This is a genomic window from Chryseobacterium arthrosphaerae (assembly GCF_001684965.1).
In the GTDB taxonomy this organism is placed as follows: Bacteria; Bacteroidota; Bacteroidia; order Flavobacteriales; family Weeksellaceae; genus Chryseobacterium; species Chryseobacterium arthrosphaerae.
Genome location: NZ_MAYG01000001.1, coordinates 2,193,871 through 2,215,443, shown reverse-complemented (window position 1 = coordinate 2,215,443; position 21,573 = coordinate 2,193,871). Strand labels below are relative to the sequence as shown.

The 21,573-nt window shown below is 39.3% G+C and carries 10 protein-coding genes; 6 read left to right on the top strand and 4 right to left on the bottom strand.

From position 1 onward, the window contains the following. Positions 1–412: 412 nt before the first annotated feature. Complete coding sequence (gene glsA / locus BBI00_RS09915) at positions 413–1,426, bottom strand: glutaminase A (RefSeq protein WP_065399698.1); 1,014 nt, start codon at positions 1,424–1,426, stop codon at positions 413–415. A gap of 474 nt (positions 1,427–1,900) precedes the next feature. Here glsA and BBI00_RS09910 point away from each other — a divergent pair, with 474 nt between their 5' ends. The 4 genes from BBI00_RS09910 (at position 1,901) to BBI00_RS09895 (ending at position 12,070) form a co-directional block, all read left to right on the top strand. Further along, the gene (locus tag BBI00_RS09910; RefSeq protein WP_065398613.1) at positions 1,901–6,763 is read left to right on the top strand and encodes a PKD domain-containing protein; all 4,863 of its coding nucleotides are present in this window, start codon (positions 1,901–1,903) and stop codon (positions 6,761–6,763) included. Between the two features lie 68 nt (positions 6,764–6,831). Further along, on the top strand, positions 6,832–8,697 hold the full coding sequence (locus BBI00_RS09905) for a T9SS type A sorting domain-containing protein (RefSeq protein WP_065398612.1): 1,866 nt from the start codon (positions 6,832–6,834) through the stop codon (positions 8,695–8,697). Positions 8,698–8,971: 274 nt separating this feature from the next. Next, complete coding sequence (locus BBI00_RS09900) at positions 8,972–9,670, top strand: DUF1826 domain-containing protein (RefSeq protein ID WP_065398611.1); 699 nt, start codon at positions 8,972–8,974, stop codon at positions 9,668–9,670. A gap of 363 nt (positions 9,671–10,033) precedes the next feature. Then, a complete protein-coding gene (locus BBI00_RS09895; protein WP_065399697.1) occupies positions 10,034–12,070 on the top strand; it encodes a M13 family metallopeptidase in 2,037 nt (678 codons plus the stop codon). Between the two features lie 212 nt (positions 12,071–12,282). On the opposite strand, the gene BBI00_RS09890 is transcribed toward BBI00_RS09895, so the two are convergent. The 3 genes from BBI00_RS09890 to BBI00_RS09880 are packed head-to-tail and all read right to left on the bottom strand — an operon-like array spanning position 12,283 to position 19,012. Further along, positions 12,283–17,136, bottom strand: coding sequence for a hypothetical protein (locus tag BBI00_RS09890; protein ID WP_065398610.1), 4,854 nt, complete (start codon positions 17,134–17,136; stop codon positions 12,283–12,285). Next, positions 17,136–18,158 (bottom strand): hypothetical protein, encoded by a 1,023-nt coding sequence (locus BBI00_RS09885; protein WP_065398609.1) that lies wholly within the window; start codon positions 18,156–18,158, stop codon positions 17,136–17,138. Before BBI00_RS09885 ends, BBI00_RS09890 begins: the two co-directional genes overlap by 1 nt. Positions 18,159–18,172: 14 nt before the next feature. After that, complete coding sequence (locus BBI00_RS09880) at positions 18,173–19,012, bottom strand: hypothetical protein (protein WP_065398608.1); 840 nt, start codon at positions 19,010–19,012, stop codon at positions 18,173–18,175. A gap of 694 nt (positions 19,013–19,706) precedes the next feature. Here BBI00_RS09880 and BBI00_RS09875 point away from each other — a divergent pair. Continuing rightward, entirely contained in the window at positions 19,707–20,390 is a 684-nt protein-coding gene (locus tag BBI00_RS09875; RefSeq protein ID WP_065398607.1) for a type 1 glutamine amidotransferase domain-containing protein, read from the top strand. A 59-nt stretch (positions 20,391–20,449) separates the two neighbouring features. Then, positions 20,450–21,436, top strand: a complete 987-nt coding sequence (locus tag BBI00_RS09870; protein ID WP_065398606.1) for an alpha/beta hydrolase — start codon at positions 20,450–20,452, stop codon at positions 21,434–21,436. Positions 21,437–21,573: the final 137 nt, after the last annotated feature.

Here is a 21,573-nt window from a genome sequence, read left to right as displayed (position 1 = left end):
ATTTCACATGGAACTGAATTGTAATACTATACAAAGATGATAGGGAAATGCTTTTTGTGAATTATTTGCACAGGTAGGTTAAGAAATTGATAATTTTAACAGGAATAAAAAAATTGTTTTATACATATCATTTTATGATTTGCTGTTATAATAATTTTATTTTATGTCGTTTTTCTTTAAAAATTTACTTCATATTTTTAAAATGTTACCTTATAAATTCAGAAATCAGAGTTATAGAATAAAATTTTCAATTTATTAATCTTATACGGTAGGGGGAATATTTTTAGGAGGGTAGTACTGTATTCCGAATATTGAAATACAGTTTCACACAGGCAGTTGTTTATTGGAAGATGAACGTAAAAAGCTCCAAAAACATAATGTTTCGGAGCTTTTTTTATGAAAGGTAATCTTTTTAGAAAATACTCAGATTGTACTGTTTTACCAGATCCAGGATCATATGATAACCCGCCAGTGAATTTCCATGCTGATCCAATGCAGGACTGAATACCCCGATACCCATTTTCCCCGGAACGCTCACGGTGATTCCGCCTCCAACTCCGGATTTGCTCGGTAATCCAACCATTCTGGAATATTCGCCGCTGAACTCATACATTCCGGCAGTCAGCATTTGAGATTCTATCAGTCTGGCAACTTCGGCATTTTTATATTGGGAATCTCCGTCAAAACGGACGCACTGATTGGCAAAGAAATATCCTATTTTCGCCAGATCTTCAGCAGTCAGTTCAATAGAACATTGTTTGAAATAGTTATCCAGCTGATCTTCATTTCCTGAAATCAATCCGCTGTTTTTCATGATGTAAAACATTCCCCGGTTACGGTGTCCGGTAGATTTTTCGGATTCATAGACAGATTTGCTGTAGTCGATGGTTGGATTTCTGGTAATATACCTTACCATGTCCAGAACTTTAAGGAATGGCTTTTCACCTTCTCCGGAAATCAAGGAAGTGGTAAGGATCGCACCGGCGTTCATCATCGGGTTGAGCGGCTTACCTGTAGTTTCAAGATTGGAAAAATGATTGAAAGGTCTGTCTGATCCGAAGTAACCCATCTTATCAAAGACATTGGCTTCTCCTTTTTCATTCACGGCTACCATTAAGGCGATGATCTTGGAGATACTCTGCATGGTAAATTTTTTACTTACATCACCGGTGTTGAATACTTTACCGTTCTTATCCACCACTGAAAAAGCAATAGCTTTGGCATCCATTTTTCCAAGCTCGGGAATATAATCTGCTACTTTCCCCTGTGTGTAATAGGTTCTGTTTTTTTCCAGGATACTGTTTAATGTTTTTTCAGAAATCGTTGAAATATCTGTTGTTTTCTGAGCATAAGTAACTGTATGTAAGGAAAGAAAAGCTGCAAGAACAATTCCTTTTGCGGAAAATAAAAAGCTGTTTTTTTTCATAGGGAAGGTTTTCTGATCAATGTTTGGATAAGCCTTAGAAAACAAAGATAAGTATTTCACTTTCGGCAGGCAATTCTTCATCAAAATATATGGTTTTGGAAATGTTGAATTAAAATACTCTCATCTGACAATTGAAATGGCTGGAGGATATTGTTGTAAGAGTGGTTTTGTTAAAATATTTAATATATTATTGATTTATTTAGAAATATATTAAATAAAAAATATGATTTTGATTTATATTTTAATTTAAAATTATAAAAGTGAATTATACAGCAAAAAATAATGGTGTTGCCTGAATTGAACGCTGTTTTCTGTTATTAACTATAATGCAAGTGAAATAAAATATGGTATCATATTCGGTTAAAATATTGGGCTTCAGGTTGTAAATTCGTAATATTTTTCACTATTAAATGATTTTCATGTTATTTTTTTTATTAATTTGGGTTAAAATTAATAACACTTTTTTTAATAACTATGAAAAACAACACCTATTTCAGTAGGCAGCACATCTTCAGATGGCTACTACTATGTTGGCTTTTAGTACCATGGGCACTACAAGCACAATCAGCTCGAATTACATGGAATTCCCAGGTAGGATGTCAGGAATACCGGGGAGAAAAAGGGGGTACGGATGACAACGGTACTACCTATTCTTTTATCAATTCATCACAGTGTCTCCGGGTATGCGAAGGAAGTACGGTCACTTATACTGTAAGCGGCCAGAATATCTCGTATGTACAATGGAATATCTCAGGTGGAAACTCAACGGTTTCCGGTACCGGAAATACCCAGGCCGTGGTTAATTGGGGCGCTGCAGGCAGTGGCGCTGTACAGGCAACGATTACGTATACAGACGGAACTTTTGAAAACCAGAACATCTGTATCGAAAAAATCAACAGCCCGGTGGCCAAGTTTGAAATGAAAAACCTGAAGTCTACAGTATGCCGGAATACAACAATCTATTTTGAAAATCTTTCTTATCAGAATGGCGGCACAGAAATTATTAATTATTTCTGGGACTTTGGGGACGGTACAACTTCTACAGCCTTTGAGCCGTCTCATGCTTATGTGAATCCGGGAAATTATACGGTAAGATTAACGGTAACTAACAAGTGCGGCTGTTCAAGCAGCATTAAGATGCCGGTTGAAGTGCTCAAATCTACCCCTGTACAGATCAACTGTGCTTCGGTAGTATGCGAAGGAAGCATTGAGAAATACAACGTACAGGACGGATGTCCCGGAAAATGGAAAGTGATTGGCGGAACCATTGTCAGCAACAACGGTAGTGAAATTGAAGTAGCGTGGGATAATGTGGATCCGGCTGATGGTTTTGGTTATGTAATGTATCAATCTGAATGTGGCTGTCCTGAATGGACAACGATCAAGATCCCGGTGATTTTAAAGAAAGGTAAAATCAAAGGTGAGCCGATAGTATGTACCGGTAAACAGTATATCTACGGTCTTCCTCAATGGCCTACCACCAGTGTGAAATGGAATGTATCCGGACCGGCACCAGCTCTGCTGGACTATAATCAGCAAAGAAATGAGGTTCTTTTCACGGCTAACCAGCCTGGAAACTATACGCTTACTGCAGATTATTTCAATACATTATTGTCTTGCAGCGGGCAGGCTTATATTAATATTGTAGTGGAAGCACCGGTACAGATCAGCGGAGGAGCGGATGAAATCTGTGTAGGTACATCCCAGTCTTTCAATGCCAATCCTAACGTACCTGTTACATGGAAAGTGGTTACAGGAAACTCGGTATACACGTCTCCTCCTACTACAGGGACTTTTAGTTATAATTTTGCAACAGCGGGTTCTTATACCGTTACAGCAACTAAAGTGGGCGGGGCTTGTGAAAGCAACCCGATACAGGTAAAAGTATTACCTAATCCACAACCGCCTACAGGACCAATCGTAGGGGAAGAAAAAGTATGTCCTGGCAAGCCTTATATTTTTAAACTGAATTCGGTTGATCCGGGAGTAGTGCCTGTATGGGACGTAACCAACGGAACAATCCAAGGTAGCAATTCGGGAGCTTCTGTGACTATTATATTTAATGCCGGTGCTTCACAGTATGTAATATCGGTACGTAACAAATTGACGAGCAGTCCGGTAGGATGTCTTTCGACTCCTATTTCAAGAACCGTGGTACCGCTTAATCTTAATACGATTACCATTAATCCGAATCCGGGACCTTTCTGCCCGAGCAGTACGCAGACCTTCAGTGCAAATCTGAACGGAATTACGCCGGATTCAATGGAATGGAGCTTCGGAAGTTCTAATTTCGGAAGTGTCGTAGCAGGGCAGGGAACAGCTAATATTACTGTAAATTTCAACGAAATTACTACAACCAGCAGCTCAACCCTTAAATTAAAAATAACAAAATGCGGAACTGTAAGAACGATTGAAATTCCAATTGCTTTACAACCGCTTCCGGTAGTTAATTTTACTAATGTTGGAAAAATATGTTTAGGTTCACCTCTTACCTTTACGGTTAATCAGACCGGAATTACGAATGCAAGCAGTGTAACTTTCACTTTTGCCAACGGAACAACCCATTCTGCTATATTTAATACGTCCGGAAGTTATACTTTCCCGAATAACAATTATATACAGAACAATACCGGAGGGAATATTTCCCAGACGGTTATCGTGACCTATGCAGGAACTAACGGATGTAACTATACTCCTACAGCATCAGCCAGCTTTATAGTACTGCCTGAAACGATCATTACGATTTCTCCGGTATATAATATCGTGGTTTGCGATCCTGCTACCATGGCTCCGTATACCCTTACTGCCAACAGTTCTACAGGACTTACAGGGATTAGTTCATGGCAATGGTATAGAAATGGTGCACAAATACTAGGGGCTACCAGCAATTCATATACGATTTCAGGCCCTAATGCCATTGGAACTTATATGGTTCAGGCTACGGATATCAATACCTGTGTAGTGTATTCCCAAGAGGTAAAAGTGAAACAGTCCTGCTCAACCGGTAGTGGCTGTACAGGACCAGATCCTCAAATCAGCTTTACGCCAAAATGGGTAGAATGTAATAAAATCACCGTAACCGATCTGTCTTACATAGGAACTGCAGATGAGATTGTATGGGAATCAGACCCTATTCTGACTTTGGATTCAGGTCAGGGGACAGCTTTCCCAGTGTATAAGACCACTATGCCGGCTGCCCATATTGTTTTTGTACGTATAAGATTCGGGTCATGCTGGTATGCCAAGGCTGTAGAAGTACAGAAAAAGTATGAGGCTAAATTTAATGAGAGTCTGGTGTGTAACGGTAGCAACGGATATACGCTGAAGCTGCACAATACGTCTACAATATTCAATATCACCTCGGCGATATCATATACATTCAGCGGAGGCGGACAGCCTGATCAGTACGGGCAAACAGCTACTTATACTAATCTTGCACCGGGTACCTATACTTTCACTATGACCATGGTGGCTTCTGGGTTCCCGTCATGCAGTATGACGAAGACTATTACGATACCGCCGGTTCCAAGTTTAAGCTTTACAAGTCCTTCTAAAGTATGTGTAGGAGAAGTTATTAACCTGACACCTGTCGGATATAATCCTGCGAATACCTATACATGGTTGTTCTCCAATACTTCTATAGTGGCTTCAGGTCCTACGACTGCTGTTGCTATCAATACAAGTGGACCTACCAATATAAAATTAAGAATCAAAACTCCTCAGGGATGTGTTTTTGAGTCTGCCAATGCACCTATTAATGTAGTAGCAGCTAACTTAAGCGGAAGTATTAATCCACTTTCTGTTGTAGCTTGTGTAGGAAGTAGCCCGGCGATTACATTTATCCCTTCAGGAGCTGCTCCGTCAGGCTATATCTGGATGAATGGTTCTCAGCAGGTAGCAGGGGCTCCAAACTCTGCGACTTTTGTTCCGACACAGTCCGGAAACTACTGGCCGATATTGATATCGGCAGACAACTGCAGAACGGAAATAATGAGTTCTCAGCTGGTACCGGTAACCCTGAAAAACCTTCCATATGTGAATATTTCAGGTAAAGCGAATATATGTGCCGGGTCATCAACAACCCTGAATGGTATTGTAACGGATAATACTCTTGAATATCAATGGAAAAAAGGAGGTGTGGTAGTGATCCCATGGTCTTCTGCTGCTGCACCGATCATCTATAATACCGGAGCATTAGCTGCAGGAACTTATGTATATACTCTTGAAGTAAGGACTCCGGGAACATCAGGATGTATGAGCACTAAAAACTTCACTGTTACAGTGAGCAGCCCGCCACCGGCAGTGTCTATTACTTATACTTTACAAAGCTGTCAGCCTTATAGAGTTAAATTAACGGCTTCAGGAGGTGCCGGAGATTATAACTGGAGCAACGGAATGGTTGGCCAGAGTATCACCGTCAATGAAGGAGGTGCTTATCAGGTAACGTATACTGCACCAAGCGGATGTAAGGTGGTAGCAAATACACAGGTACCATTGAGTCTTGAGAGTCTGATGTGGGTATTCCCTACAGGCTGCTATGATGAATGCTTAAGAAAGAACTATGTTATAGGACCTAAAGGAATTTTTGATCACCATGAATGGCAGTATTTCGGCAATAATGTTCAGAGTGGTAATAATGCCTTTATCAATCCGTATTATCCTGGTTCGGCAGGCACTTACAATTTACAGATCGATCATTTCGGATGTCAGTATACTTCAGGACCAATGAACTATTTCCCTGGTAAAGATTGTGGTGTATCTACAGAATGCAGAATGGAAGGTGACCTTTACCTGAAGTGGGACGGAGATCACTTTAACGTTCACGGAATAATTTATAATGGTTCAGGGCAGGCGGTAACGCTTACCATATCAAGTGGTAATGGGGTTGGCAGCTATCTTCCATCTATAATTACTATTCCGGCAGGAGGTTCATATGATATGAATGCCAATCCGCTGACTTTCTATCCGAATGTTAACTACTCCGGTTGGGATGAGATCTTATTCATCAACGGAGAATGTAAGTTTGTTGTGAAAGTAGATGGAAAAGTTGGTAAAGCAACAGAGAGAACATTAGAAGTAACTTCTGAATCTTCTCTGAAAATGATACCGAATCCTGCGAAGGAAAGAGTGAAAATCTCGTATAACACTGGCAGTGAAAAACTGCAGGCTAAACAAGTTACTGTTTTTGATGCCATGGGCAATGTCAAATTCCGTAAAGAACTGAAAACATCTTCCGGAGAAGTAGATGTAGAAATTTCAGGCTGGCTGCAGGGTGTTTATATTGTCATTGTACAGACGGGAGATACCTCGATGCAGGGTAAACTAATTAAAAATTAGGAATATATAAATCAGTGTTCTCTTCGGAGGACACTGTTTTTTATAATATGTGAAAATAAACGAATTTTATGATACAATTAAAAAACAAAATCTGGAAATTACTTCTATTACTTCCTGTATTATCTTTCAGCCAGACCTATCAGTGGCAGTGGGCCAAGCAGGTAGGTGGGGCCAATGGTTCTGCCGATCCGGGATTTCATATTCAGTATGATGAATCGATCCGGGATATTGCTGTGGATAACAATAACAATACTTATTATCTGACAACAGTCTGGAGCCAGGATCAGAATCTGAACGGTACCTCTGTTACAAACTACGGGCTTCGTGATCTCTTTCTTTTTTCTACAGATTGCCAGGGGAATATACGATGGACAAGAACTATAGGAGGGTCAGGATTGGGTGAAAATGCATGGCATATTGAGTTGGATAACAACGGCGGATTATATGTGATGGCTACTCTTTATAGCCAGGCAGAGGCCACAGACCCTAATGCCGTACCTATACATTTTGATGATACCCATACCATTCCTCCCTTCACTTATGTGGATGTTGATACAGCAGATCCGGGTTATAAGTCTGCCTATCTGTTGAAATATAATACGTCTGACGGTAATCTGGCATGGAGCAAATCCTTGCAGGGAGATGTTAATTTTCTAAGCAGGCGGTGTGATGTTCAGATGATGTATATGGATTCTTCCAAAAATATTCATGCGGTTATGGGATTCAGGGCGGGTACACATTTGGATGGGATGATTACTGTTCCTTCAACCTACACATCAAGCTATAAATATTATCTGGTAAAGTTCAGTTATAATAATGGGAATATGACTCCCGGAACCCCATTGGCGCTTCCTATTACAGGAGGAATAAGCACAGGGGGAGATGACGGAAAAGTAAATTTGCTTTATGATGAAAGTCTGAACCGTTATTATCTGGCAGGAAGAAGAATGTATGGGGAATCCAGTACTGATTATGAAGCGTTTTCGTACAATAATGTTCCGTTTACAAAAGACGGCTATTTACTGGCTTTTGATGGAACAACCGGCGCAGAATTGTGGCGGAAGGAGCTGGATGGCGCTGTACCGGGAATTGTGGATAATGAAATTCATTCTCTCATAAAAGATTCTGAATCTTCAGATATTTATATTTCCGGACGTTATTTTGCCGGAACGGCTGCCGGAACTTTCGGAAACTATACTTTTCCTTTACCTAACTATACAGGTCAGGTACCTTTCGTGATGCGTCTTAATGCAAACGGAGCCGTGCAATGGGCTAAAATTGCAGACGGGATTACCACATACGGCGCTTATCGTACTGTAAAAGGCGTATTGGCCCTTAACGGAAATGAGCTGGCATTTGCCAAGGGAAGCTGGAATGATATCTGGGGAAGCCATGCCATGACACGTCCCAACGGAGATCTGGCAGATCCTTTATTGGTCCGTTTCAATAAAAATACAGGTGCTGTCATCGGTGCAGCTGAAATTTACAGCAGTTATGATTCTCAGGATGAGTTTACGGCTATTGCAGTAGACAATGATGGCAATTATATACTGGGAGGGCTTTTTCATGCTCAGTTATTTACTGATCCTAATGATGGAGTCAATACAATGCCTGTTAATGTAATGGGAGGTAAATCCCAGTCTTTTTTCACAAAATATGCTCAATCGGCTTGCAGCCAGATGTCTGTAGAAGAAACTTCTGCCCAGACCGGAATACAGCTGTATCCCAATCCTGTACAGGATATTCTTCATATACGGAGTAAAGAACCGTTGGTTTCTTATGAGATCTACGGTGCAGCAGGCCAGCTGGTAAAGCAGGGAATTTTAAATGGAGTGCAGGAGCAGATTGTATTATCATCCCTTCAGACAGGGGTATATTACATAAAACTTAAAACCAGATCTTCAGCAGTAACGGAAAAAATACTTAAGAAATAATGATCTGAACAGAATTGAAACTGATAACCTTTATTATATATGCAGTGCTCTTTTCGGGGAGTACTGTTTTTTTGTATTCAAATCTGAACTTTGCGAATGGCTATTCTTTCATCTTGGTTGAAAGATTGATATTATATAGCTTGTAGAATAGGTATTGAAGAAACAATTGATGCATTGTATTTACTAATCCTTTATTGAAAAAGATTTTAATCCTGTACTTATCCGATTGTTCACTATTTTTGCTGAAATTAAAAATACCGGATAATTTTCCCCTATGAGCAATACATTTTCTGACAGCCATCAGGTAAAAGTGGTTTCCACTTTCTCTGAACTTGTGAACACCCGCTTCCGCGGAATGCTGAATGCGGCCTGCTGGTACAGGAATCTGGATGGAGATTTTAAGGAAATCGTGTCGAAACTTCAGTTGGAAGAGAATATTACAGAAATTTCCCGGGAAGATCTTTCAGCACTGCAGTTATCGGAAAACGGAAACACAGCAAGGGAAATTATTTTAAATGATCTGCAATTATTAAGTGATCTCGGAGCGCAGCCTTCTCTTAACCTGCTTAAATGCTACGAACGGGATGATGAATTCGACTTTATCTCCACAGATGTATATTCTTATCATGTGGATCGTTCACCCATAGGGACAGATACTTTTTTATGTACCTATCACGGGGCAGCGAGTGATATTATCCCCAATGATCAGGCAGTGCAGAAAATCTTAATTCCTGAGATCCGGGAAAAACTGAAAACCCTTCACAACGGACTTGAAAGTGAGTTTGAAGCGTTTCTGAAAGAAAATTATTTTGACCTGCATTATCAGGCGAATCCTGGTGCCCAACCCATCAATTTAGGCTCAGGGCATCTTTGGCGGTTAGCAGTAGACCATCCGGACCAGCCGTCATTACCTTGTGTGCATCGGGCACCTGTAGAGAATGACGGGGAATACAGACTGCTTTTAATTTGTTAGACAATTGTTTATAATTCAAGAAATTATTTGATTATAAATACAGTAACTTTCATTGTTGCCTGTATTCTTTGTATTATTGTTATCGGTTGTGGAAGGTACCTGAGCGCAGAGCAATTACTGAAAATAATAAATAAATCAAAATTTAAAGATTTTTTACGATGAAAATGACCTGGGCAACCAATGAAGTTTATTGAAAGCAGAATAAAAGAGAGTATTTAATTTTTATTGTCTTATCTGTTTTATCTGCAATATTTTGATAAATTTGAAAATACCTTATGCCATTAGAAAATATTATAATTTTGAAAACACTGATAGCTTAGGTAATTGGCAAAATGCTATTATAAAACTTTATTAACCAGACGTATGAGAATAAAAAATCTGACTATTGCAACATTGGGAATTGCAGCCTGTTGCTTTATTTCCTGTAAACAAGATAAGACTGAGGCTTCCCGTGAGCATTATATCGAGACGAAATACATGGATCAATCGGTAAAACCGGGTGATAATTTCTATGAATATGCAGTGGGAAACTGGATGAAAACAGCAAAAATCCCAGGTGATCAGTCCTATGTGGGCGGGTTTTATGATATTGTAGATTCAACAAAGAAAAGAATAAGATCCGTTCTGGAAGATGCTGCAAAAAGCCAGGGGAAAGCCGGAAGTATTCAGCAAAAGGTAGGTGATTTTTACGCCTCCGGAATGGATTCTGTAACCATCAACAAACGTGGGGCTGAACCTGTGAAGCCATTGCTGGTGAAGATAGATGCCATCAAATCCGTACCGGAGCTTATGAAGTTTGTTGCTGAAGAAGAAAAGAACGGTACAGAAAGCCTTATCGGTTTTATGGTATATGCAGACCAGAAGAACAGTGCGATGAATATTGCCTGGCTGACACAGAAAGGGCTTGGACTTCCTGACAGAGACTATTATTTTAAAAATGATAAAGAAACCAAAGCGATTCAGGATGCTTATAAAAACTATTTAACGTCGTTATTCAAACTTACCGGTTCTGATGTTTCAACGGCAGCTAAAAATACAGAAACTGTTTATAATATTGAGAAAAATTTAGCATCATCCCATAAAACAAATGTTGAGCTTCGTGATGTTGCAGCGAATTATAATAAAGTAACCCTGTCCAAAATAGAAAAGGACCAGCCCAATTTAAACTGGAACCAGTTCTTTACAACTTTGGGGGCAAAAGTAGAATCACTGGATATGGAGCAGCCTGCCTATTATGATAAGCTGAATGCCATGCTGAAAACGGTTCCGATTGCTGACTGGAAGCTTTACCTGAAAGCACATTCCCTTACTTCTTATGCGGATCTGCTGAGCAGTGATTTTGAAAAAGCCTCTTTTGAATACAAAAAAGTCCTGTCAGGGCAAAAGAAACAAAAGCCGAGATGGGAACTTATGGGAATAGCTGCTGATAAAGGGCTGGGAGATGCTTTAGGACAATTGTATGTCGAGAAATATTTTCCACCGGAAGCGAAAAAAAGAATGGATGAGCTTATCTCTAACCTGACCAAAGCTTTTGCCAAGCGTATTCAGCAATTGGATTGGATGAGTGATGCTACCAAGAAAACAGCGGAAGAAAAGCTGAACGCCATCAGCAGAAAAATCGGATATCCGGATAAATGGAGGGATTATAGTAAAGTAAATATTGATAAGACGAAATATTTTGAAAATACTATTGCCTGTAACCGCGATAATTTCGAATTTCAATTATCACAACTGGGAAAACCTGTTGACAAAACCCTGTGGATTACAACACCTGCTACTGTAAATGCGTTTTATAACCCTTATCTGAATGATATCAATTTTCCGGCAGCCATATTGCAATATCCGATGTTTGATAAGGATGCTGATGATGCAGTCAATTATGGAGGAATAGGAATGGTCATTGGCCATGAATTGACGCATGGGTTTGATGATCAGGGCTCTCAGTATGATAAGATCGGAAATATGAAAGACTGGTGGTCAAAAGAGGATAAAGCAAAGTTCAATGAAAAGGTAAAACAGATTCAAAAACTGTACAGTGGTTTTACGATCCTTAATGATCTTCATGTGAATGGTGAACTGACTACAGGTGAAAATATTGCTGATTTTGGAGGAATTGCCATTGCCTATGATGCATTTAAAATGACCGAGCAGGGAAAGGGAAATAAGAAAATTGACGGCTTTACACCGGACCAGCGCTTCTTTTTAGCAATGGGGAATGCATGGCGTACAAAAATGACCGATGAGTTGTCCCGTCAGCTTATCAATGTGGATACCCATTCTCCGGATAACTGGCGTGTTTTGGGACCTTTAATGAATTTTGAACCGTTTTATAAAGCATTCAATGTGAAACCCGGTGACAAAATGTACAAAGAACCGAAAGACAGAATAAAGATCTGGTAATAGGTATCCTTATAAAAGTGATGGTACTTAAATTATATATTCAAAAGGCTGATCGCAAGATCAGCCTTTTGAATTTTATTATCCGGTTTTTTCTGTTTTATCCATCGGATAGCATATTCAACAGGTTTATTCGATTCTGAAGATGTAGGAGAGTAGGGGAGCAGCAACTCGAAGGTCGCATTGAAGCTCTGCAAATTCTTTATTCTCCTGCTTTAATCCATACGATTTTGTGCATATTTATAGACTGTTTTTTCATCCCAGACAAATAGTTGGATAGAGGTATATGGCGGTATTCTATAATCAAGATCTATCCTGTCTATTCTGAATATCTGCGAGTCCTCACGGTGGGTATTCATCACCAGGATTCTCTGACCGGTGAAACATTCTTTTAATATAAAAGGATTCATTGGATCTGTACATCGGATGACCAGCATTCTGCTCTCAGAACCATAATATTGAATTCCCGGATCCTGATCGATCATTGCATGGGATAATCTCATCCGGTTACCCTCATTGGTGATCTCATCATCAAGATAGGCTAAGCTTCCGTCCGGAATAAATAAAGTATTAGGTTCCTGGTTGGCAGATTTAAAGTTTCCGACAGACTGTACGGTACCCAAAACATTTACCGAGCCCGAAACGTTTGCTGAATTCCCAACATTTACTGAGTCTGTAACATTCACTAAGCCCGCCACGTTCATTGAGCCTGCAACATTTACTTTATAGGCATCCTGAGCCGGTGCACCTATCCCGATATTTTTATTTCCTTTATTGAAATTAATCCCTTCCCAGCCTTTGTAAGTACTTGAATATTTATAATACTTGTCCTGGAAGACCGCCAAATAGAATTTATCTTTTTCATTGTATATACCGGATTCTCCACCATTATAGTTATCCACAACCATTAATCCGTTACCTGTAATATTGGTAAATGGCTGATTTACTCTGATCCCGGAACTGGCCATGGAATTCCATGAGTTAATATTGGCTTGAGAAAAATTGAAATCACTCCAAACAGTTCTCCAAGGCTCCCAGGTATCTCCAGAATTTGAACTGCTTCCTCTGAATTTCATACCACCACCTGTTCTTTCGATGGTTAACTGTTGTCTTCCATCAGATGAATTTAAATTTAAAGTAGTAGTATAGTTAAATCCTGAAGATGGAGCTTCCTGTCTATAAATTCCGGATTCAGAAACCAAACTTAAATCATTCACAAACTTTAAATCTTTAAACTTGTTGTTCCAGTTACCGATCATGGAAGCTGTAAGATTGCCGGCATCCCAAATAACATTTCCCTGAAATGTAGGCCTTGATCTTACATGATTAACAGTACCTTGATTATCAATCGTCATAGAGATCTGAGGCCCTGCCGCAAATGAATTAGTTGTTGCAAAAGCCATAGAAGTACCATCATGGTCGTTACTTCTTACATAGATACCGGCCTGTGCTCCGCTATTGGAGAAAAATCCTATAGAGCCTGTATACTGATTATCTGTATTGGAACCACTTTCAGTTTCTATTAAGAATGAATAATCGGTGAATGTACTGGTATTACCCCAGCCTGTTCCTGTATTTCTTGCCCTGCCTTTAATAATTTTAAGCCCTGTAATATTCTGTTGATCATCAACGTTCACAAACCTGCCGGAAGCCCAGCTTTGGGTTGCTAAAAATACATAGCCATCTGTTCTATGGTACATGTAGGGAGCTCCTGCTGATAAGCCACTCGAAAAGCCTATTGCCTGGGCATTTTCCCATTCTTTGACATAACCGCTGTTCGCATGATTTCCCCATTGATACGCCTGGTTCCATTGCTGGGCCTGACCGTAATTTTGCGTTGTAATATTACCGTCTGTATGTATTTTTACTTTTTCTTCATAGGATGCACCTCCATCATTAGAAAATTCAAATCTGTATCCTGTTGAATTGGCGCTTCCACCTCTCATATTACCCACTTTCCAGGAAGTATTGTACCAGTTAAAAGTATGGCCTGCAACGATTTCGTCAACACCATGAACAGAGACGTAGGTTTTCACAGAGTTCATTTCATTACCTTTAGATACAATCTTACCAATGGTCTCCAGTTTATCATTATGATAATCCATCTGATTAGATCCCACCACTACATTTCCTCCGCTTGGCTGTAACAGCAAATCATAAGCATGGGCAGTACCATCAAATCTCTGCTGCTGTATATAACCTTGCCCGGAATCTACTATTCCCATCCCCATTCCATAAGTTTCGTCAGTTGCTGAAACCTTGGATGGTATATTATTCATCTGGCCTAAAACAGGTAAACCTCCATAATTTGTATTGACAGTTAATCCCTGCGTGAAATATTTTTTAGCACTAATGCTCTGCGGGGTATTTAAGGTTACATAATTGCTTAAGCTGGAAGATGATATAAAATCTGAAGCTAATCTGTGACCTCCGCCTGCAGTTAAAATATAATTGTCATCATAACCGATTTTATTAAATCCTCTTGATGAAACCAGACCGGTATCGGTCAATTCTATACTGTTATTCAAGTCCCAGTCTTCTGCATTCTTTGAAACAGATGGCGCAAATAGTAAATTGTTATTTGTAAGTTTCTGAATTGCCCAGGATTTGTAGGAACTATTTTTGAATTTAAAAGGTATTCTGTTGTAATAAGATTTTGCCGCTGATATAATTTCATCCGTATTTCTCGTCTGATAATCAGTTGGTTTGAAGTTTACATTATCCCATGCTTTTCTCCAAAGACTCCAGTTACCATTATATCCACTTCTATAAACTAATTCGCCTGCACTTGCGCTATTATCATTATATTTTACCTGCAATTGTGCTGTGGTATCCTGAGTACCCATATGAAGCATAGGGCTGTACAAATGCTGAACGCCTCCTTCATCATTATTTGCCCTGTAAATTCCGGAAGTGGAGTACCCTCCAAGGCTATTGAAGTTATTATTGTACTGTACCGCTTTAGGGATATAGCTTTTATCTGCAAAAGAGGCTAACCAACTTCTTGTAGCTACTACATCAGAAGGTAAAAGAATAAGATTACCATTATACAGGTCAAAGTTAGATTCTATAGCATGAGACCATCCTATATTCCAGTCTAAATTATAGTTTCCATATTTGGTTTCCACTTTAGCGATTTCAAACGAAAAGTATCCGTTCCAGAATGTGTCCGATTCTCCTAATAATATACTCACATAGCCGTCAGATCCAATTCCAACCCTTGCAGTGGTTGTTGGAAAATTATCTGTTACTTCCCATATCGCTTTTGATCCATTAGGAATTATAGAACCTGATACATATTTGTAGAAAGCTACATTGACTTTACCCAAATATTGGCTTTCGTATCCATAGATATTGATATCTATGCTAAACATAGTCTCGTTTGGAGAAGCCTGTGGCATTTTAATCGCTAAAATACCAGTGTGTCCTCCAACATCATAATAGCCCTGATAAACTTTATTAAATATTCTTACACTATTCTGACGTTTACTTATAGATCCGCCTCCATCAAATTCTAAATCTTTTGTCCCAAGGTTAATATCCTGTACAGCACCATTGTAGGGAACGTAGCTATTTAGATCTGAAGTCTTAATGAAAGCTGACGGATCTAAATTGTGAGAATCCCAAACAACTCCCGATACTCCGTTTTTATAATGTGCTATACTATTGTTATTGGATTCTATGATATTATTGATAGAAGGGTTTCCTATATACAATGTAGATGGGTTGGCATAATTTAAAACCTGCTTGTTTTCTGTAGTAAATGAAGCAGAAGAAATACCTTGCTTAGAATAAAAAAGACCCGAACGATCAAGAAAATGTAGAGGATTATCCGTATCTCCAAAATGAAAACCTATACCTTCATTGAAGACATGAGCGCTTCCCTGATAATAAGATAATCCATACGTTTGAGCATTACCGAATGACCAGATAGGATTCCTTACATTGGCTTTCCAATATCTGTTAAAAAAACCTTCATCAGATTGTACAAAACCTTTTGCATGGACGCCATTGGCAGGAATAAACTGCTTATCCGTATAGGCATCTGATGCCAGCAATCCTCCGGATAAAATGGTTTGGGTGCCATCTCCGTTGAGACCGGCGATAGGCTTATCAGAGTCTAATGCCCAATAACCTCCCACATTTTTCTTTTCCCAGAATGTATTATCTGAAATAAGACCTTCCTTAGTTAACAAATGTTTTAAGTTAATCTGAACCCTTTTAATTCCCCCGGGATCCACTGAGTCAGTTATTGATAGGACTCTGTTTTTTCCCTGATCCAAACCTCCGTATCCTGCAGTTACTTTAACGTCAAATCCCTGCCAATAAGACATAGGCGGAATCCAGAAACATAATTGGCCGTTATTGTTTAAGGCAATCATATAATGAAAATAATGAAGCGTAGAGTATCCTCCGGATTGTATAATGGTATCATTATAGATATAACCCTGGATTTTTGCATCTAAAGGTAAACCTCCTCCGTACATATTACCTTTCATTTCCAGAAGAAACTGGTCGCCTGTAGACTGGGAGTAATTTATATCAGTTTGAATAAGAGTTCCTGATGGGAAATCTCTGGTGGAATGAAACCAGGAATCCTCTTTCTTTCTGCTGTCATAGTCTGTTCCGTCTCCTCTCAAAAAGTAATTGTCAGATGAGCCGTTTTTTATAAACCTTTCTGCTTTTACGGGGTCATAATGATTTTTAGAAGCTACCCCAAAATGAAACCCATCATCCCTCAAAGTTAAGGTAGATGAAACATGTCCTGTTTTCCAAAATGTGATACCAGGTTCCGATCCGTCTTCACTTCTTACCCATAGCTTATTGGCAAATTCATCAGCAATTCCGGAGCTTATAAAGTATTTTTGGCCATTTACAAATTGATGTGTACTTAAAGTCATCAGATCTAAATCACCAATGATCTCAGCTTTTGTTCTTTGAGATATTTTCTTTGTGATGGGATTCCAGACCAATACAGAACCTGCATCGTTTGGAACACTTTTTACGATAATCTCACCCTCTACGGCAATGTGATTATTAAAATATTCAGGAGCTATTAGTGTTGCCATTAGTCAAGTCTTGCAGTTAAAGTAATTCTATATTCGTTTGGGGTAAGAGGAGCCAAAACATCTATCTGTACATTATTTTTAGACGTTGGTACACAGCTTACGTTTATTTTTCTGTTGTCAGCATTACGATAGCAGATATAATCCACATCCAGTGTGTTCCAGTTATGAGTAATTGAAAAACTGGCGGAAGAGCCATCTCCGATCTGCCATGTCTGGGATTTAATTTTTGCATCCAAAACAGCTTTTGTAGATTTTGGAGTCATTGCTTTAAGAGGATCGGTTCCGGCAATAGCTTCAACATCTGTAGCAATTTGAATCAATCCCTTCACAGCATCTGTAGCATCCACGATGTCAGGAATCCCTTTTTCTATGATCTGGTAATTTTTAGGAAGATTGGATGCATTGTCAGTATTGGCAATAAGATGATCACCAACAGAAACAGGCTCATTTCCCACCCAGCCATTGGCGGTAATTACCCAGACCATACCTGTTTTAATGGTTGCGGAGGTAACAGGTGAAGGAGCTGTCATTGAACCTTTGGCAGTAGAGGGAATATAACCTCCCGGCTGATAAATCAATGCACCTGTAAGGCTTTGTCCTACAAGGTTTTCAATATAAGCTTTAATCTTATTGGATGACCAGGTGTAGGTGCCGGACTGAGTGGCATCATTCAGGAAAATAGAGACAATATCGGCATTGGTAAGATTTCGCCCCGCTATTTTAATAACGTGTCCTGAGCTATTGGTCAGTAGCTGACTCAGCAGTAAAAGTCCGCTTGTCTGATCTGTCTGAAACGGATTATTGGTCAGCGGATAATCCGGATGTACGTAATTTTGAGCCAGATTGATCCATTCGGCTCCGTTCCATTGATGGAGCTGGCCCTTATAATCAATTACCCAACCTGGAAGTGCTTTCGAGGTATCAGGAAATGATTCTGTAAACTGTTGAAATCTGGTGTGTTGCAGCTCTCCGAAAAAATTATCCTGATGTGCATTGTTACTTATTACTGCGTTATTATTCATGTTTTTTTATTTTTTTATGGTTTAACTTTTAAGATGAGAATATTGATGGGATTAGTGACCTCGCCAAACATTTTAATCTCTATGATCTGGTTGGTTGCATAATCGTCGACATTTATTTTTTTACCTGTAACACTGTCCCTGGCCTGAATGATCACATGTTCTGTTTCCAGGGTGTTGGGAAATTTTGTACTTCCTGTGATTTGTACCACCGCACTTGTGGGCGTCTGTGAGAGCGTCCGGACCTGATCATAGATCCGTTTGTTAAATTCCTGCTGGTTTTTAGGGCTGCTTAACCAATTGTAGTCAAGTAACAGTTTTACTTTATCTTCCCTTGTTTCTCCTGCAATGGCTTTGAGAGCTTCAATATCCTCACGGTTTTTTTTGATGAAGTCCACGATTTCCTGGAGCTCGTCTAAAGAAAGATCGTTGGATAACAGGAGTTTTTTAATTTTCTCTATACCCGATGCCAATTCTTTATCGGTATTTTTTAATGTATCAATAAACCCGTCAACCTGTATCTTAGTGTACACATTCCCCGGTTGATCAGCACTGTCAATCGTACCAACATTGCTGATCCCAAGTTTACTTTTCCAGCTATTGACATGAGTTGCCGTCAGATTACCGGCATCAAGTAAAGCCAGATACTCCGAATGTGCCTTTGGATCTGCTAAATGCTTTTTAAATTCCTCTGCGCTGGCAAATAATTGGAATAGCTCCCCAAACCCTTCAATACTTTCCATAGGAATAGGATAATCCTTATGGAAAAAAGATGAAAATGTTTCTTTAAACTGCGCTTCTGTTGGAAAATCTCCAGTTTCGAACCAACTGAAAATCGTATGTAATGGTGTACTCATTTGATTATTGAAAATTAGTTTTTTGATAAAATGATTGTGGGGAAGTCTAAGCAGACGGACCGACTATGGTGGCAGTCTATAGTTTTTTGAGTGACTTTTGAGTATATCCCTCCTGTATCATGGTATCAGTTAGTGAATTAATTATATGGTCATCATTCAGGAAAACCCTGTGTTTTATAAATGTTTTGTTTTTTTTTCATATCAGCAATATCGCATTACCCAGAATTTTTTTGCATCGCTTTTCTGTCTTTGCAGTAACCTTTATTTTCTGAAACCGGAGAATATTGCTTTATCATTTCAATGTTCAAAATTCACTTTTTTTAAATTCCTGTGAAAGTTTTCGGACTCCTCCATTCTGTAGTTGCAGTAAATCTCCATTCCTTCAAAAAAAAGAATGGAGAGCGGTTTGTCTCAGTAATTTATTATCGGAAAAAGCTTGGAGTAAAAGATAATTTTGTGATGGAAAATCTATAGAATCTGTCTGTAAAAGAAATCTTCTGCATAAAAAACTGCAATGACATATTTATTATCGGGGGAACATATCAGTCATAACACATAACCTATTCTATAGTAAGAAATTCAATGCTAATTCCATTGTTTTTTTAACAGAGATTTGGTTACAATCTTCCTTGATTGGGTTACTTATGTCGATTCGTTTATTACTAACTTTAAATGACAGAAAAAAGATATAAAAATGAAAAAAATCCTTCTGGTTGTAACCAATATCGGACATTATAAAAGTGGCTTAGAAACCGGCCTGTGGTTGAGTGAGCTTACTCATATCTACCACACGGCAAAAGATAGGGGATGGGTGGTCACCATAGCAAGTCCTGAAGGCGGAAACGTTCCCATTGACCCCGAGAGTTTAAAGCCCCTTGTATTGGACAAAATTTCAAAATCATACTACGAAAACCCGGCTTTTATAAGCGAACTTAATCATTCAAAGAGTTTGGCGGACGTTCAGAACGATGATTTTGATTGTATATATCTCGCAGGAGGTCACGCGACCATGTATGATTTTCCCGATGATGTTATAATGCAAAATATCATCAGAAGACAGTACGAAAGTGGAAAAACGGTTGCGGCCATCTGCCATGGTGTGGGAGGATTGATTAATGTAAAGCTTTCAGACGGTACTTATCTGATTACAGGAAAATCAATGACAGGTTTCGATTGGTTTGAGGAGACCATCGCCAGAAGGAAAAGAGAAGTTCCTTTTAATCTCGAAGCTTCAATTGTTGAGCGCGGCGCAGATCTGAAAAAAGCATGTATCCCTATGACTTCCAATGTTGTAGTGGATGGGAACCTGATTACGGGACAAAATCCATTCAGTTCAAAAGAAATGGCAAAAGTTGTTGCTGAAGAACTTGAAAAATAATAATATTTCAGGCTTGAATAAAGTCAAATAAATTATAGTTAATCATTAAAATTTTAATTATGGCACCAAACGGTAAAGCGGAAAACGACCCGCAGATCCTTTCCGGGATCAGAGAATTTCTAAATGCTTTGAATAACAGTGGAGGAAGCCCCCTGGAAACTCTAACGCCCGAGGAAGCAAGACAGGTGTTAGTGGATGCTCAAAAATCTGTAGAAGTGGATTACTCCGGGATTATTGAAACAGAAAGAGAAATTACACAGGATGGTATTACGGTAAATATTCATATCGTTAAACCTGAAGGGGCAACCACAGAAAAGCTTCCGGTATTTATGTTCACACATGGTGGAGGCTGGGTATTGGGTGATTATCCCACTCACAGAAGATTGGTCAGAGATCTGGTTGTGAATAGCGGGGCTGCTGCTGTTTTTACTGATTATACTCCATCTCCGGAAGCGCAATACCCGGTAGCCATCAATCAGATTTATGCTGCTGCGAAATGGGTATCTGAAAATGGTGCGGAAATCGGTGTAGACGGTAAAAATATGGCCGCTGCGGGAAATAGCGTAGGCGGGAATATGACCGCAGTACTTTGTCATATGGGCAAGGATAAAGGTGGGCCGGAGATCAAATTCCAGTTATTATTGTGGCCGGTAGCGGACGCTGATTTTACGCGGGAATCCTGGCAGAAATATGGTGAAGGAAGATTTCTTACCGCTCCATTGATGAAATGGATGTGGGATAATTATTTACCGGATCCGGAAAAAAGAAAAGAGTATTACGCTACGCCTCTCAGTGCCTCTTTAGATCAGTTAAAAGGACTGCCGCCGGCATTGGTACAATTGGCCGAGAATGATATCCTTTATGATGAGGGATTAGCATATGCCAGAAAATTAGATGAAGCAGGCGTACCAACTACCATCCAGACGTATAACGGATTTATCCATGATTATGGATTATTAAACCCTCTGGATCATATAGAAGCAATCAGGTTTTCTTCCGAGCAGGGAGCATCAGCACTTAAAAAAGCATTATTTGGAAAGCCTTAATGAGAATGAACTCCTTCCTGGATAAAATTTTCTAGACTTATATTATTTCGAAGGCGGATGAAAAATCACATCCGCCTTTTTATATTTTTAATAAGGTTCTTCATTATAAAAACTAGTAAAGTCTTAAAATATCATGA

What these genes read in the sequence shown, in the direction of transcription:
- BBI00_RS09890 (WP_065398610.1), bottom strand. Translation starts at nt 17,136, where the DNA reads ATGGCAACACTAATAGCTCCTGAATATTTTAATAATCACATTGCCGTA.
- BBI00_RS09875 (WP_065398607.1), top strand. Translation starts at nt 19,707, where the DNA reads ATGAAAAAAATCCTTCTGGTTGTAACCAATATCGGACATTATAAAAGT.
- BBI00_RS09910 (WP_065398613.1), top strand. Translation starts at nt 1,901, where the DNA reads ATGAAAAACAACACCTATTTCAGTAGGCAGCACATCTTCAGATGGCTA.
- BBI00_RS09905 (WP_065398612.1), top strand. Translation starts at nt 6,832, where the DNA reads ATGATACAATTAAAAAACAAAATCTGGAAATTACTTCTATTACTTCCT.
- BBI00_RS09880 (WP_065398608.1), bottom strand. Translation starts at nt 19,012, where the DNA reads ATGAGTACACCATTACATACGATTTTCAGTTGGTTCGAAACTGGAGAT.
- BBI00_RS09900 (WP_065398611.1), top strand. Translation starts at nt 8,972, where the DNA reads ATGAGCAATACATTTTCTGACAGCCATCAGGTAAAAGTGGTTTCCACT.
- BBI00_RS09885 (WP_065398609.1), bottom strand. Translation starts at nt 18,158, where the DNA reads ATGAATAATAACGCAGTAATAAGTAACAATGCACATCAGGATAATTTT.
- BBI00_RS09870 (WP_065398606.1), top strand. Translation starts at nt 20,450, where the DNA reads ATGGCACCAAACGGTAAAGCGGAAAACGACCCGCAGATCCTTTCCGGG.
- BBI00_RS09895 (WP_065399697.1), top strand. Translation starts at nt 10,034, where the DNA reads ATGAGAATAAAAAATCTGACTATTGCAACATTGGGAATTGCAGCCTGT.
- glsA (WP_065399698.1), bottom strand. Translation starts at nt 1,426, where the DNA reads ATGAAAAAAAACAGCTTTTTATTTTCCGCAAAAGGAATTGTTCTTGCA.